This window comes from Methylobacterium sp. Leaf123 (genome assembly GCF_001423405.1).
Classification (GTDB): domain Bacteria; phylum Pseudomonadota; class Alphaproteobacteria; order Rhizobiales; family Beijerinckiaceae; genus Methylobacterium.
The window spans coordinates 280,962-295,106 of record NZ_LMNS01000038.1 but is presented as its reverse complement, the minus strand read 5'-3'; the positions used below and the strand labels follow the sequence as shown (position 1 = coordinate 295,106).

The window sequence follows — 14,145 nt, the reverse complement described above, 5'->3', positions numbered from 1 at the left end:
GTTCAAGGCCTCAAGGCTCGAGCGTTGATTTGTAAAGGGCGAATGGTTTGAAGCTTAGACCGAAGTCGCGCGCGACTCGCGACCGAGGCCGTGCTCCGGAATCAGCGTACCGTCCGCAACCACACGGTAATCGTGACCTTTCCATGTCACCGCACCCGAGACGAAGCTCCAGGTGAAGTTGATGAAGGAGAGCATGTCACGAATCGGCAACAGCCAGTAGGCGTGGGGGGCAAGCCCGAAGGCCCGCTCGATGCGCAGGCACAGCAGGATGCGGCAGGTGAGCGCCAGGGCGGCGACCGCGAGCGCGCCGGAGCCGGCACCAGGCATCAGCGCGGCGAGCAGCGCCAGCGGGAAGGCGTGGGTCACGACCGAGCCGGCATAACCCTTCGGATCGACGTTGCGGATGGTGCGGTTCCAGCGCAGCTCGTGCCGCCACAGGCCGGACAGCTCGGTATCGACGCAGGCGTGCCCGATGGTGAGGGCCGGAATCGCCACCGTGCCGCCCTCGGCGCGCAGGGCTTCGCCGATCGCGTAATCGTCGGCCAGATCGTCCTTGAAGGCGCGGAAGCCGCCGATGCGGGCCAGCGATTCGGCCGTCATCGCGATGGTCGAGCCGAAGCAGGGCCGGGCGAGATCGAAGGTGGTGCCGAGGATGACGTTGGGCACGAACTGCACGTCGATGGCGAGGGCCGCGAGCTGGGCGCACATCCCCCGGTCGCCCGGCACGCCGTGATAGAGGCAGGTCACGCCGGCCACACCCGGCTGCGACAGGGCGGCGACGACGCGCTCGAGATAGTCGGGCTTCACCGACATGTCGCTGTCGGCCAGCACCACGACGGCGTGGGCGATCCGCTCCGACATGTTGATGAGGTTGGAGACCTTGCGGTTCGAGCCGTGCTGGCTCGCATCCACCACGAGGTCGAGGCTTAAGGCGGGATGGGCTTCGCGCAGGCGTTGCACCACGGCGATCGCCGGGTCGGAGGCGCTCTGGACGCCGAACACGACCTGCACCGGGCCGGCATAATCCTGACGGCAGAAGCTTTCGAGGTTCTCGAACAGGTCCGGCTCCAAGCCGCAGAGCGGCTTGAGGATCGTCACGCCGGGGCGCGGTGCATCGGCCGCGAGCGCGGGCGAGGAGCGCGCGGCGAAACGATCGACGAGCCACGCCGCGAGCAGGGCATAGACGCAACCGGCAAGGGCCATCAGCAGAAGCACGGATGCGATCCAGGCCGGCAGCTCGTTCAGATCCATGGCGCGGCGTTGCTCGCTGCTGTCTTGGGGCGGGGCCGCGGGCGGCGGTCTGAAGACGGTGAGGCCTGGACGCCGCCCCAAACGGGTCGCGGTCGGCTCCAGGCCTTGTCGGTGATCTCGTTCCGGCCGAATCGATGGGGGTTCGGCCCGGCGGCGTGTTTCTCAATCCCTCGTCTCTGGCCCTATTCTCTGGGCGAGACTTTGGCGGCGAGCATCCCATCGGTGCGTTCGCGCATAAATTTCAGCAGGCTGTCGGCACCACCCTTGAGCGGGTCGGCGAAGCTCGCCCGCATCGAGGCGACCTCGCTGACATTGCCGTTGAGCAGCACGTCCTGCACCTTGTTGCCGGCATTGACGACGTAATCGACTTCCGAATCGTCGCCGTCCTTGTTCGAGACGCGGGTCGAGACGACGCGGTTGGGCCCGCGCTCCTCGCTCTTCGGCTCGATCTGGAACTTGCCGCCCGCCGCCTGCGAGAGGCGGTTGGCGTAGAGCGTGACGAAGTACTTGCTGAAGGTCTCGGTCAGCGCGTCCTGCTGCTCGGGCTTGAACGTCTTCCATTTCGGGCCAACGGCGGTGCGCACCATGGCGGGCGTGTCGAAGGTCTCGGCCAGGGTCTCGCCGACGATCGCCAGCCGGCTCTTGAGATCGCCCGCGCCGTTCTTCAGCGCCTCTTCGAACTTGGCGTAGAGGCGCTGGATCGGCGCCACGGCCGGATCGTCGGCGGCCCGGACGGGGTGCGGTGTCGCCGTGAGGGCGAGCATCGCCACGGCGGCGGCAAGGAGGCTGCGGCGGTTCAGGCGCACTTCTGGAGCGCTCCAGCTTCGTTGTCGGAGGAAAGGGGGGCGGGGTTCCGGGCGGCGGAGAAGCCGTAGGCCGGGGCGAGCGGGGCATCGGCCGAGCGGTGGCCGAGCCGGGCCCGGATCGCTCCGAGGCCCTCGCGCACCGTCTCGGTGCCGTCGGTTTCGGCAGGCCCCGCGCCGTTGCGCTCCATGAGGTTCCACAGGGCGAGGCTCGGCAGGCCGACGGCGAGGTCGGCGACGCGCTTGACCAGCGACAGGGCGAGCGCGGCCTCCGGCGGGATGCCGAACAGCGCACCGAGCGCGATCAGGCCGCCCTCCTGCGCACCGATGGCGCCGGGCACGACGAAGGCGGCGCCGCGCACGGCCTGGGCGAGGCTCTCGATCACCAGGGCATCAAGGAAGCTGATGGAATAGCCCATCGCGTTGAGGGCGACCCACACCTCGACGGTGCCGGCGACCCAGCCGACGAGGTGGATCAGCAGCGCCGCGCCGACGCGGGCGCGGTTGCCGTAGAGGCGGCGCAGGTTCTGATAGAGCACGTCGATCGCGCCGAGCGCGCGCCACTCGCGGCCGGCGGCGAAGCGGCTCAGCGCCGCCTCGATCAGGCGGTGACCGCTGCGGCGTTGGATGACGTAGAAGGCGGCCAGCGCCGGGATGGCGACCAGCACGCCGCCCGCGACGGTGCGGACCATCGGCCCGTCGCCGGTGATCTGCATCAGCAGGAGAAGCCCGGCGATGGTGAAGACGAGCTGCGTGACCGCCTGGGTCATCAGATCGACGAACATGCTGGCGCCGGCCATGCCGCCGGGCGTGCCGGTGCGGGTGAGCAGGCGCGCGCCGATGAAGTCGCCGCCGACCTGCGCCACCGGCAGAAGCGTATTGATGCCCTCGCGCACGAAGCGCAGCGAGATGCAGTCGCGCAGGCTCGGCCCGGCGCCGCGGGGGAACACCGCGTGCCAGCCGAGGCCCGCCCAGGCGACCGCCAGGAAGCGGGCGAGCACGACGGCGAGCGTCCCCCAACCCGCGCTGACGACCGCGGCGGTGACATCGGACACGCCGGAAGACAGGAACAGCGCGAGCGCCGTGCCCAGTCCAACGATCGATGCCAGTGTTGTGAGACGCTTCATCAGCCTCTTTCGATCATCGGCGAAGGCTTGTGTTGTCGAAATCCCACCCGAAGCGACCATCGAAGCTTAGCCGGTGGTGGGAAGCGTTCCGGCAGGTTGCAGCTTTGATCTGCCCTGTCTATCACCCGATTGACACACCGGGGAGCAAAGCGGCACCCGCGGTGGACGCTGGCGACGATTGTCGCGAGATGCCGCTTCTAGGGAGCCTCAAATGGATCGCGAGCCGCAGATCACGGCGGATTCCGCCTTGGTCGACGACGCCTCGTCGACGGGTTTTTCGCAGGGCTACGAGGGCCGTAACGAGCGGGGCGGACAGTCTCCCGCCACCCGCAGCCCGGTGATGGCCTGGAACGAGTGGGATCCGCTGGAAGAGGTGATCGTCGGCTCGCTCGATGGCGCCACGATCCCGACCCACCACCTCACCGTGATCTTCAACCTGCCGCGGGCGGCCCAGCCGTTCTACCGCTTCGCCAGCGGGTTCCGGTATCCGAAATTCATGAAGAAGCTGGCTCAGCAGGAGCTGGACAACTTCATCTCGATCCTGGCCGGCGAAGGCGTGAAGATCCGCCGTCCGGACAGCATCGACTTCTCGAAGAAGTTCAAGGCGCCGCGCTGGACCTCGCGCGGCTTCTGCGTCGCCTGTCCGCGCGACCCGTATCTCGTGATCGGTGACGAGATCATCGAGAGCCCGATGTGCTGGCGCTCGCGCTACTTCGAGGGCGATGCCTACCGCTCGCTGTTCAAAGAATACTTCCGGGCCGGCGCGCGCTGGACCTCCGCGCCGCGTCCTCAGCTCACCGACGACCTCTACAACTACGATTATCGGGTGCCGAACCTGAAGGCCGGCGAACCGATGCAGTTCACGGTCAACGAGTTCGAGCCGGTCTTCGACGCCGCCGACTTCGTGCGCTGCGGCCGCGACCTGTTCGTGACCCGCTCGAACGTGACGAACCTGATGGGCATCGAGTGGCTGCGCCGCCATCTCGGCCCCGGCTTCCGCATTCACGAGATCGAGAGCCGCTGCCCGCAGCCGATGCACATCGATTCGTCGTTCATGCCGCTGGCGCCCGGCAAGGTGCTGGTCAACCCCGACTATATCGACGTCGAGAAGCTCCCGGCGGTGCTCAAGAAGTGGGACGTGCTGATCGCCCCGCGCCCCGACCCGGTCGAGGGCTTCATGAGCAAGATCTCGATGTGCTCGCCCTGGACCTCGATCAACGTGCTCGCCATCGACGAGAAGAAGATCGTCGTCGATCAGAGCCAGCCGACCCTGATCAAGGCCCTGAAGGATTGGGGCTTCGACCCGATCCCGGCGCCGTTCCTGTCCTACGGCCCGTTCGGCGGCTCGTTCCACTGCGCCACGCTCGACGTGCGCCGCCGCGGCGTGCTGAAGTCGTACTTCTAGAAAAACGGACCTGCCCGGAAGCGGGCGGGGCACGTTATCGATCCGGAGCCTGTCGCGAATGCCTCGCGGCAGGCTCTTTTCGTTTCGGTGATTGTCGTGCTTCCGGATCGCCTGGGGCTGCGCTCGCGATGACGGTGCGGAGCATCTCTCCCGTCAGCGATGTGATCCAGACGCGTAGCGTTTCAGGATAAGCCTTTCGGCCGAAACGCTTTTACCCGCCGACATAGCGTCCGGGCAGACGCGTCGCCCGTCGGTAGGTCGTCCCGGCGAGCGCCAGCGCGCCGCCGTATTGGAGAAAGCCGTTCTCGGCGAGCCCGTCCGGCGCGAACGGGGTCTGAAGCGCGAGGCGGGTCAGCGCATTGAGCGCGATGATCGCGAGGCAGAAGACGGCGAAGGCGAGCGAGGCGGCGACGAAGTCAGGCATGGTGGGCCTCCCGGCAGGGACGGCCCAAGCGTAGCAAGGGCCGAGCCAGCCGGAAGACCTCGGAGAGGCTACGCGGCGGGTGGGCGCGTCGCGATCATGGAAGGCCGCTCCTCGAAGCGCGCGAACCACGCGGCGAGCCGGGGCGCGTCGTCGCGCCAAGCGATGTCCGAGAAGCGCAGGTCGAGGTAGCCGAGCGCGCAGGCGAGCGCGATGGTGCCGATATCGACGCGATCGCCCAAAGCCTCCGCCTGCTCCTCGAACCACGCCAGCGCGCTCTCGATCTTGGCGGTCTGCCCCTCGATCCAGGCGGCCGAGCGCTCGGATTCGGGGCGCGCGGTCAGCTCGTAGCGGATCAGCAGGGCGGCATCGAGCACGCCGTCGGCGGTGGATTGCTCGTTGAGCGCCCGCCAGCGCGCGTCGCCCCCGGCCGGGAACAGCCGGCCACCGCCGAGCGCGTCGAGATACTCGCCGATCACCCGGCTGTCGGCGAGGCCCTCGCCGTTATCGAGGATCAAGGTCGGCACCTGGGCCAGCGGATGCTGCGCCAGCACCGAGCGGTCGCGCTTGACCGGGTGGACGGCGCTCGGCAGCAGCTCCAGTCGCTCGGCGAGGCCGAGTTCGTGGGCGACCACCATCACCTTCCGCACGAAGGGCGAGCTGTGCGAGTGGAACAGCTTCATCGGCTTGTCGGCATCCTTTGAGGTTTCGGGTCGAGGCGAAAAACGAGCGGTCAGCGCTGCACGGCCGCGGGCGTCGTCGGCACCTTCGGCGTCTCGACGCCGAGGCGCTTGACCGGCCAGCCGTCGCCCCAGCGGCGCATGTCGCTGAAAGCGGGGTCGTTCTTCAGGCTCTGGGCGTCCTTGCCGGCGAAGGCGGCGGCCGCCGCCATGTCGAAGGTGCGCCAGAAGGCGAGGTAATCGAGGCTGTCGGCGCGGGCGTTGTTGATCTGCGAGACGAGCGTGGTCTGCTCGCCCGAGAGCGACATGTCGGCCGACCAGCGGAAGGGCGGCGGCTTCTCTCCGGGCGGGTCGGGCGGCAGCTTGATCGCGCCGCCATCATAGGCCGCGTCGAGCCCGGCGGGCGAGGCGAGCGTCGCGGTCAGCGCCGGGAAGCCGTGGTCGTCGGAGAGTGCCCGCACGAGCAGCTTGCGCTCCGGCGGCACGGAATGGGCGTCGCGCAGGATGCGCCGGGCGGCGGCGTCGGCGGCGCGGGCGTCGCGGTCGCCGATCACCGTCACCAGCAGGGTCTGGGGCGACATGCCGTCGAGCTCGCCGAGCGGGACGCCGCGGGACTTGGCATCCCGAGCGATGCCGCCGGGCATCACGACGTAGACGAGCTTCGGCGCGGGCAGGCCGTCCTGCGTGGCTTGGGCCGCGAGATGAGCGGCGAGCGGGGCGCCCGCCAGATGCCCGATCAGGGCGAGGCGGCCGGTGTCCGGCTTCGCATCGGCGTCGCCTGCAAGATCCGCCAGCGCCGCCTTGAGCAGGCGCGCGGCGATGGCCGGCGCGTCGGAGGGCCGGGTGCGGTTCACCTCCTGGAAGCGGGGAAACAGTACGAGCCAGCCATGGCGGGCGAGGTGGTCGATCCAGGCGCCGTAAGCCTGCGGGTTCGGCGCACCCCAGGCGTGCAGGAACACCGCCACCGGCCGCCCGCCCTCGGGTGCGGGGCCCGCCTTGTAGAAGGCGTAGGTCGCCGCGCTCGCCTTGCCGACCGCGCGTTTGGTGATGGTGGCGGCCTTGTCGCCGACGCCGCCCGGCCCCTCCGTCGGCTGGGCCGGGGGCGCGGCGGCGAGGACCGGCCCGGCCACGGACAGGGCGGCCAGCATGCCCAGGGCGGGCCAACGCAGGGCGGCAAGTCCGGAGTTCGGGCGCATCAATCTCTCGACGATCGGCGAAACACTGTGCCGATCCCCTCCGCTCATGTGAAATGTCAGGGCTCGACCGCGCCTGAATAGCAGATTCCGGCGCGGAGGCGACGCCGGAGGGGCAACGGTCCGCGCTATTCGCGTTCCTTCACCCGGCGGCACTCGGTCTTGAGGTAGCTCGTCTTGCCGACCTCGTCGCGCAGATCGGTGCGGGCGATGATCTCCTGCCAGCCGTTGGTGCAGCCGAGTTCGTTCGCGACCCGGACCTTGCGCACCTCGCTCGCCCGCGCGTCGGTGCAATCCTGCTGCGGGATGCCGTTGGCGCAGACGAGCACGACGGCGATGAAGGCGTTCATGGCGAATCTCCCGCTTTTTTGTTGGCTTTTGCCGCATGTGGCGAGCCGGAGCCTTACGCACGAAGCCGGCGTCGGGTTTCGCCCATCGGAACGCTATCCCACTGCGACGATGAGATCGTTGCGAAACGTCTTTCCCTCCACCGGGTTGGCGAGCCAGCGGGTGCGCCCGATCCGCAGATCGTGCCCGGCATGGAAATGGCCGGAGATCCAGAGATCGGGACGGTCCGCGTCGGGCAGGTCGTCGAGGATCGTGGTGGCGTAGAAGGCCGGCACCCACCACGGCACGCCGGGGCTGTCGCGGAACGCGTCGGCGGCCAGCGGGCTCGGCGGGTGATGCGTGACGGCCACCGTCGGGCCCGGATGCGGTTGGGCCAGCGTTTCGAGGAAAGCCGCCCGCTCGCGCAGATGGGCCTCCATCGCGTCGGCGGGCGACCACGGCTCGCGGTCTGCCCGGCGGATCGCGCCGCGATATTCCCGCGATCCGGTGACGGGATCGGTCATCCGCGCCGCCGCATAGGCGACCGGGTCGTCGGGCCGGTCGGGCGTGTCGGCGGTGAGCCAACGCCCGGCGAGCGACCAGTCGCTCCAGAGCGTGGTGCCGACGAAGCGCACCCCGCCGATCACCGCCGCCTGCCCGTCCTGGAGCAGGTGGATGCGGCTGCCGAGCCCGTTCAGCCGGGCGACTTCGCGTTCGAGGGCGGCGAGGAGTTCGGGCGCGGTGCGTGGGTCGCCGGTCGGCGCGTAATGCTCGTGGTTGCCCGGCACCAGCACCACCGGCCGCCCGCCCGCCAGCGCCAGCACCGTGGCGAGCCCGGCCTCGGGCTGGCCCTCGTGCAGGTCGCCGGCGCAGACGAGCACGTCGAAGGCACCCGCGGGCGGCGGGATCATCTCCGGGCGGCGGCGTTCGAGATGCAGGTCGGAGAGGGGAAAGAGGCGCAGCACGGCGTCCGTCGGTTCGAGAGAGAAGTCGGAAGGCGTCAGGCGCGGGCCTGCGCCGCCTCCTCGGCCGCGGCGCGCCATTCGCGGCGGGCGGCCTTGAGCACGTCGAAGGCGGAATCGGCGTTGATGACGGCGATGCCGCCGGCCGCCACGAGATCGGGCCAGGGCGATTGGGTCAGCGCGGTGGCAAGCCCCGCCATGATGATCGCCACGTTGGCGGCGACATCGTTGCGGGCCGAGAGATAGGCCGCGCGGGTGAGGCTGCCATGGCCGTCGCGGTGGCGGGCGAGCATCAGCGCGCAGGCGAGGTTGACGAGAAGCGCGCCGAGGCCGGTCAGCGTCAGCGGCACGGGCGCCGGCGCGGTGAATTCCGAGAATTTTTCGTAGGCCGCCCAGGCCGTGGCGAGGCCCGGCACCAGCAGGATGCCGGCAAGCAGAGTGCCGAGCCGCGCCCGGTTGCGCACGCTCCAGCCGATTCCTGCAAAGATCAGCAGGTTGATCGCGGCGTCTTCCAGAAAGTCGAGGCTGTCGGCGATGAGCGCCACCGAGCCGATGGCGAGTGCCACCGCGATCTCGATGCCGAAATAGCCGAGATTTAGCGCCGCCACGCGGGCGACGACCGGGCGCAGACCTGGCGAGGGCGGCAGACGAGGCACCGGCGGGTTCCCGAGGGTGGGGCGAAGCGGGCCGGTGATGGACCGGGGCGCCCTGCCCTGTCGAGGCCCTTCCCGGCGGCGGGCCTCTCGGCCCATTGTCCGGCTGGATTTGCACGCGCGGCTGTGCAAGGCGAAAGATCTGCCAAAGGACAGCCAAGCCGCCTATCGAGCGGCGATCCGGACCGGGGAGGCGTTGACCATGTTGCCCGAACTGCGCGTGCTCTACTTCGAGGATCTCGAAGTCGGACTGACGGAAATTCTCAGGAAGGAGATTTCCTCCTCCGACGTGGTGGGCTTTGCCGAGATCACCGGCGACCGCAACCCGATCCACCTCTCCGAGCACTTCGCCGCGCGCACGCCCTTCGGCACCCGCATCGCCCACGGCCTCTACACCGCGGGTCTGATCTCGGCGGTGCTCGGCACCCGCCTGCCGGGGCCGGGCGCGGTCTACATCTCGCAGACCCTGAACTTCCGCGCACCGGTGCGCATCGGCGATGTCGTCGAGGTGAAGGTCGAGGTCGCCGAGCTGATCCCCGAGCGCCGCCGCGCCCGGCTCGCCTGCACCTGCTCCGTCGGCGACGAGGTGGTGCTCGACGGCGAGGCCCTGGTGAAGGTGCCGAAGAAGGAAGAGGCCGACCCGCTCGCCATGCGCATGGGCGGCGGCCGGGCTTAAAGCATCGTCCCGAAAGGTGGTTGCCGGCTTTCGGAGAACGACGATGCGATAGCAGGGAAGACCTCCATTGCCCGCACCGATCGCCATCGAGGATCCGGACGACCCGCGGCTCTGCGCCTACCGGGCCGTGCGCGAGCGCGACCTCGTGGGCCGGCAGGGCCGCTTCATCGTCGAGGGTGAGGTGACCCTGCGGCTGCTGTTCTCGGGCAGCGCCCGCTTCGCCGCGGAATCGGTGCTGCTGGCGCCCGAGCGCTGGCCGGGCTTTTCGGATCTGCTGAGCGGGGATGGGCCGCCGGTCTACCTCGCCGGCAAGGACGTGATGAGCGCGGTCGCGGGCTTTCCGATCCATCGCGGCGTGCTGGCCGTGGGCCTGCGCGGCCAGGAGCCTCCACCCGAATCCCTGATCCCGCCTGCTCCGGCCCCGGCCCTCGTCGTCGGACTGGTGGGGCTGACCAACCACGACAATGTCGGCGGCCTCTTCCGCAACGCCGCCGCCTTCGGCGCCGACGCGGTCTGGCTCGACGCCGAGACCTGCGATCCACTCTACCGCAAGGCGATCCGCGTCTCGGCCGGCGCGGCGCTGACCGTGCCCTTCGCCCGTGCGCCGAGCGGGAAGGCGCTACTCGACCTTGCGGAGCGCCACGCCCTGACGCCGCTGGCGCTCACTCCCGGCGGGAGCGAGACGCTCGATGCCCTGGAGCCGCCCGCCCGCACGCTGCTGCTGCTCGGCACCGAGGGGCCCGGCCTGCCTGAATCGCTGATGGCCCGCGCCCGCCGCGTGCGCATCGCCATGGCGCCGGGTTTCGACTCGCTCAACGTGGCGACGGCCGGCGCGATCGCGCTGCATCATCTGGCGGGACGCCGGCTCGCGGGCTGAAGCGGAACCCTCGGGGGGCTGCGGCTTCCCGCCTGTGGACGGCTGAAGCCCTCGCGGACCCCGGCCGGTCCGCGCATGTTAGAAGCAGCGGGCGCCAGCGGGGTACGGGATGGGCTACGAGATCGATCTGGGTCGGGCCGGCGACAAGCCCGGGATGATGGACCTCACCGAACTGCTGGCGACGCGCCTCCTCGTCCAGGGCAATTCCGGTTCAGGCAAGTCGCACCTGCTGCGGCGCCTGCTCGAACAGAGCGCGGGCCTCGTGCAGCAGGCGATCATCGATCCCGAGGGCGATTTCGTCACCCTGGCCGAGCGCTACGGCCATGTCGTGGTCGAGGCGGACGGCAACGAGGCCGAACTCCTGCGCATCGCCGCTCGCGTGCGCGAGCATCGGGTCTCCGTCGTGCTCTCACTGGAAGGGCTCGACGCCGAGGACCAGATGCGCGCCGCCGCCGCCTTCCTCGGCGGCCTGTTCGATGCCGACCGCTCGCTCTGGTATCCGATGCTGGTGGTGGTGGACGAAGCGCAGCTCTTCGCCCCGGCCGCTGCGGGCGAAGTCTCCGACGAGGCCCGCCGCCTCTCGCTCGGCGCCATGACCAATCTTATGTGCCGCGGGCGAAAGCGCGGACTGGCCGGCATCATCGCCACCCAGCGTCTGGCCAAGCTCGCCAAGAACGTCGCGGCGGAAGCCTCGAACTTCCTGATGGGCCGCACCTTCCTCGACATCGACATGGCGCGGGCCGCCGACCTGCTCGGCCTCGACCGCCGCGGGGCGGAGATGTTCCGCGACCTCGCCCGCGGCCATTTCGTCGGCCTCGGCCCGGCGCTCTCGAAGCGCCCGCTGCCGATCGCCATCGGCCCGACGGTGACCGAGAGCCGCAACTCTGCCCCCGACCTGCTCCCCCTGCCCACCATGGGCGAGGAGGCGCGCGCCCTGATCATGACGGCCTCGGCCGAGGAGGAGGCCCGGCCCCTCCCCACCCCCCGGCCCAAGCCCGTGCGCACGCCCGGCCCCGACGTGCTGGTCCAACTCGCCAATTACCGCCCGCCGGTGCGCGACGATCTGCCGGAAGAGGAGCCGATGGACCCGGCCGAGCGCGAGGCGGCCATGGCCGAGATCCTCGCCTCGGTGCTTGCGGATTCGGATGCCGCCGCCTGCACGCCCGCCACCCTCTACCAGGACTTCACCGTCCGCTGCCGCATCCGCCGGATCGGCGGCGAGGCGATGGGCCTGCCCGAGTTCAAGCGGCGGCTCGCCGTGGCGCGGGCCGGCGTCCAGGGTGCCACCGCGGAAGGGCCCGGCTGGGAACGGGCGCAGGAGATCGCCGCCGGCCTGCCGGAGGATCTCGCCGGGCTGTTCCTGCTCATCGCCCGCACGGCGCTCGAAGGCTCGCCCTGCCCGTCCGACGCGGCGCTCGCGGAAGCCTACGGCACCTCCTCGGCGGGGCGCGCCCGGCGCATGCTGGGCTACTTGGAGGAGCGCGGCGCCATCGTCATGCGCCGGGATCTGCGCGGGGCGCCGATCATCGCCGTGCCCGATCTCGATGCCGAGACCGGGCCGCAGATCGGCGCGGCCGCCGTGCTCCCGCTGCGTCGGCGCCGGCCCTGAACCCGGCCGCTTCCGGCCGTAACAGGGCCAGAACCTGTTGAGAACCGGCGGCACGCGACAATCCGTGCCTCTTGCACCTGGCCCGCTTCCGGCCAAGATTGCGCCGACGATGTCAGGTTGGGAGTCTTGGGGCGTTGCTGCAGTCGCGGGAAGGTTTGCGTACCCTGTCGGGCCGCCGCACGATCGTCGTCGGGGCCGGCCCCGGCGGGCTGGCCACGGCGCTGCTCCTGGCGAAGGCCGGATTGCACGTCACGCTGATCGAGAAGGACGCCCAAGTCGGCGGGCGCACCAAGACCGTGGAGGCGCCGGGCGGCTACCGCTTCGACATCGGCCCGACCTTCTTCCTCTATCCGCAGATCCTCGCCGACATCTTCGAATCCTGCGGCGAGCGCCTGGAAGACCATGTCCGGCTGGAGCGGCTCGACCCGCAATACAACCTCGTCTTCGAGGGTGAGGGCGGCATTTCAGGGCAGATCCGCGCCACTGGCGACGTGCCGCGGCTGAAGGCCGAAATCGCCCGCCTCGCCCCGGACGATGCCGAGAACGTCGAGAAGTTCTTCGAAGAGAACCGGACCAAGCTGAACTACTTCAAGCCGGTGCTGGAGCAGCCCTTCGACAACATCCTGTCGATGGCCAGCCCGGCCATGCTGGCCGCCCTCCCCCATCTCCATCCCGGCCGCAGCGTGGACCGGGATCTCAAGCGCTACTTCGCCGACCCGCGGGTGCGCCTCGCCTTCTCGTTCCAGACCAAATATCTCGGGATGAGCCCTTTCCGCTGCCCGAGCCTGTTCACGATCCTCTCGTTCCTCGAATACGAGCACGGGGTCTATCACCCGGTCGGCGGCTGCGGCGCGGTCTCGGAGGCGATGGCGGGGCTCGCCCGCCGCATGGGCGTCGATATCCGCCTCGGGCAATCGGTCGAGCGGATCCTGTTCGAGGGCAAGCGCGCCACCGGCGTGGTCGTCGGCGGCGAGACGCTGAAGGCCGACGCGGTGGTCGTGAACGGCGACTTCGCCAAGGTCATCCGCGATCTGGTGCCCGAGGAGCGGCGCCCGCGCTGGCGCGACGCCAAGATCGGCAAGGCCCGCCTCTCCTGCTCGACCTACATGCTCTACCTCGGCATCGAGGGCAAAATGCCCGAGAGTCTGGGCCACCACACCATCCTGCTGGCCAAGGAATACGAGCGCAACATCAAGGAGATCACCGGCGGAACGCTGCCGATGGAGCCTTCGATCTACGTGCAGCATGCCGGCTTCACCGATGGCGGCATGGCGCCGCCCGGCCATACCGCCCTCTACGTGCTGGTGCCGGTGCCGAACCTGAAGGCGGGTATCGATTGGGAGACGGTCGGCCCGACCTACCGTAAGCTGATTCTGGAGCGCTTGAAGCTCCTCGGCCTTCCCGACATCGAGAGCCGCATCCGCTACGAGCGCGTGGTCGATCCCCGCGACTGGCGCGACGAGTTCGCGGTGCACGAGGGCGCGACCTTCAACCTCGCCCACGATCTCATGCAGATGCTGTGGTTCCGGCCCCATAACCGCTTTGGGCCGGGGCTCTACCTCGTCGGCGGCGGCACCCATCCGGGCTCGGGCCTTCCGGTGATCTACGAGGGTGCGCGCATCTCGGCCCGGCTCCTGATCGAAGATCTCGCCAAGGAGAAGGCCCCCGCGATCCTGGCGGACCTGCCGACGACGTCGCCGCTTGCCACGCAGGGCGATCCGAGTTGATGCGGTTGGCTTGTCTCTCGGGCCTTGCCGTGCTGGCCGCCCTGATGGGTCCGGCGCGGGCGGCAGGCCTGGAGGTGATCGTCGAGGGGGCGGAGCCGGGGCTGGGTGAGGTCTACGTCACCCTGTGCCAGGGCGGGCTGAGCGAGAATGCCTGCCCGATTGGCCGGAGCGCCCCGGCCCGTGGCACCGCCGAGCGCTTCGTCTTCACCGACGTGCCCGCAGGCATCTGGGCGGTCGCCGCCTTTCAGGACGAGAACGGCAACGGCCGGCTCGACCGGACGGGGCTCGGCCTGCCGCTGGAGCCCTACGGCTTCTCCGGCGCGGTGGCGCGCCGGGCCCGGCCGGACTTTGCTAGCGCGAGCTTCGCCCTGCGCGAACCCGGCGCCGCCGTGCGGATCCGCATCGCCCGTCCCCTGCCGCGGCGCTGACGGCCG

At 70.0% G+C, this 14,145-nt stretch carries 15 protein-coding genes; 6 read left to right on the top strand and 9 right to left on the bottom strand.

The genetic code is table 11. The features are described 5' to 3' along the window. Positions 1-54: 54 nt before the first annotated feature. From hpnI to ASF53_RS20965, 3 genes are all read right to left on the bottom strand, one after another. Positions 55-1,251 (bottom strand): bacteriohopanetetrol glucosamine biosynthesis glycosyltransferase HpnI, encoded by a 1,197-nt coding sequence (gene hpnI, locus ASF53_RS20975; protein WP_056203262.1) that lies wholly within the window; start codon positions 1,249-1,251, stop codon positions 55-57. Between the two features lie 182 nt (positions 1,252-1,433). Then, positions 1,434-2,057, bottom strand: a complete 624-nt coding sequence (locus tag ASF53_RS20970) for an MlaC/ttg2D family ABC transporter substrate-binding protein (RefSeq protein ID WP_056203258.1) — start codon at positions 2,055-2,057, stop codon at positions 1,434-1,436. Beyond that, a complete protein-coding gene (locus ASF53_RS20965; RefSeq protein WP_056203255.1) occupies positions 2,048-3,181 on the bottom strand; it encodes an HpnL family protein in 1,134 nt (377 codons plus the stop codon). The genes ASF53_RS20970 and ASF53_RS20965 overlap by 10 nt, the downstream gene beginning before the upstream one ends. A 211-nt stretch (positions 3,182-3,392) precedes the next feature. On the opposite strand from ASF53_RS20965, the gene ASF53_RS20960 reads away from it, so the two are divergent. After that, positions 3,393-4,586, top strand: coding sequence for a hypothetical protein (locus ASF53_RS20960; protein ID WP_056203252.1), 1,194 nt, complete (start codon positions 3,393-3,395; stop codon positions 4,584-4,586). Positions 4,587-4,797: 211 nt separating this feature from the next. Here the strand turns inward: ASF53_RS20960 and ASF53_RS20955 are convergent, their stop codons facing one another. From ASF53_RS20955 to ASF53_RS20930, 6 genes are all read right to left on the bottom strand, one after another. Next, positions 4,798-5,010 carry a hypothetical protein gene (locus tag ASF53_RS20955; protein ID WP_056203247.1) on the bottom strand — a complete coding sequence of 71 codons (213 nt, stop codon included), beginning with the start codon at positions 5,008-5,010 and terminating at the stop codon, positions 4,798-4,800. Between the two features lie 68 nt (positions 5,011-5,078). Beyond that, a complete protein-coding gene (locus ASF53_RS20950; RefSeq protein ID WP_056203244.1) occupies positions 5,079-5,690 on the bottom strand; it encodes a glutathione S-transferase in 612 nt (203 codons plus the stop codon). A 50-nt stretch (positions 5,691-5,740) separates the two neighbouring features. After that, positions 5,741-6,883, bottom strand: a complete 1,143-nt coding sequence (locus ASF53_RS20945) for a dienelactone hydrolase family protein (RefSeq protein WP_056203242.1) — start codon at positions 6,881-6,883, stop codon at positions 5,741-5,743. Positions 6,884-7,008: 125 nt separating this feature from the next. Then, positions 7,009-7,230, bottom strand: coding sequence for a hypothetical protein (locus ASF53_RS20940; RefSeq protein WP_056203239.1), 222 nt, complete (start codon positions 7,228-7,230; stop codon positions 7,009-7,011). A 93-nt stretch (positions 7,231-7,323) separates the two neighbouring features. Next, positions 7,324-8,172, bottom strand: a complete 849-nt coding sequence (locus tag ASF53_RS20935; protein WP_056203890.1) for a metallophosphoesterase — start codon at positions 8,170-8,172, stop codon at positions 7,324-7,326. Positions 8,173-8,207: 35 nt separating this feature from the next. Then, positions 8,208-8,825, bottom strand: coding sequence for a cation efflux transmembrane domain-containing protein (locus ASF53_RS20930; RefSeq protein WP_056203237.1), 618 nt, complete (start codon positions 8,823-8,825; stop codon positions 8,208-8,210). Between the two features lie 199 nt (positions 8,826-9,024). Between ASF53_RS20930 and croR the strand changes: the two genes are divergently transcribed. From croR to ASF53_RS20905, 5 genes are all read left to right on the top strand, one after another. Beyond that, positions 9,025-9,498, top strand: coding sequence for a 3-hydroxybutyryl-CoA dehydratase (gene croR, locus ASF53_RS20925; protein ID WP_056203233.1), 474 nt, complete (start codon positions 9,025-9,027; stop codon positions 9,496-9,498). A 67-nt stretch (positions 9,499-9,565) separates the two neighbouring features. Beyond that, complete coding sequence (locus ASF53_RS20920) at positions 9,566-10,375, top strand: TrmH family RNA methyltransferase (RefSeq protein WP_056203232.1); 810 nt, start codon at positions 9,566-9,568, stop codon at positions 10,373-10,375. Positions 10,376-10,484: 109 nt separating this feature from the next. Then, complete coding sequence (locus ASF53_RS20915; protein ID WP_056203229.1) at positions 10,485-11,984, top strand: helicase HerA domain-containing protein; 1,500 nt, start codon at positions 10,485-10,487, stop codon at positions 11,982-11,984. Between the two features lie 134 nt (positions 11,985-12,118). After that, positions 12,119-13,711, top strand: coding sequence for a phytoene desaturase family protein (gene crtI / locus ASF53_RS20910; protein WP_056203226.1), 1,593 nt, complete (start codon positions 12,119-12,121; stop codon positions 13,709-13,711). Further along, entirely contained in the window at positions 13,711-14,139 is a 429-nt protein-coding gene (locus ASF53_RS20905) for a DUF2141 domain-containing protein (protein WP_056203224.1), read from the top strand. The genes crtI and ASF53_RS20905 overlap by 1 nt, the downstream gene beginning before the upstream one ends. The last annotated feature ends 6 nt before the right edge of the window (positions 14,140-14,145 follow it).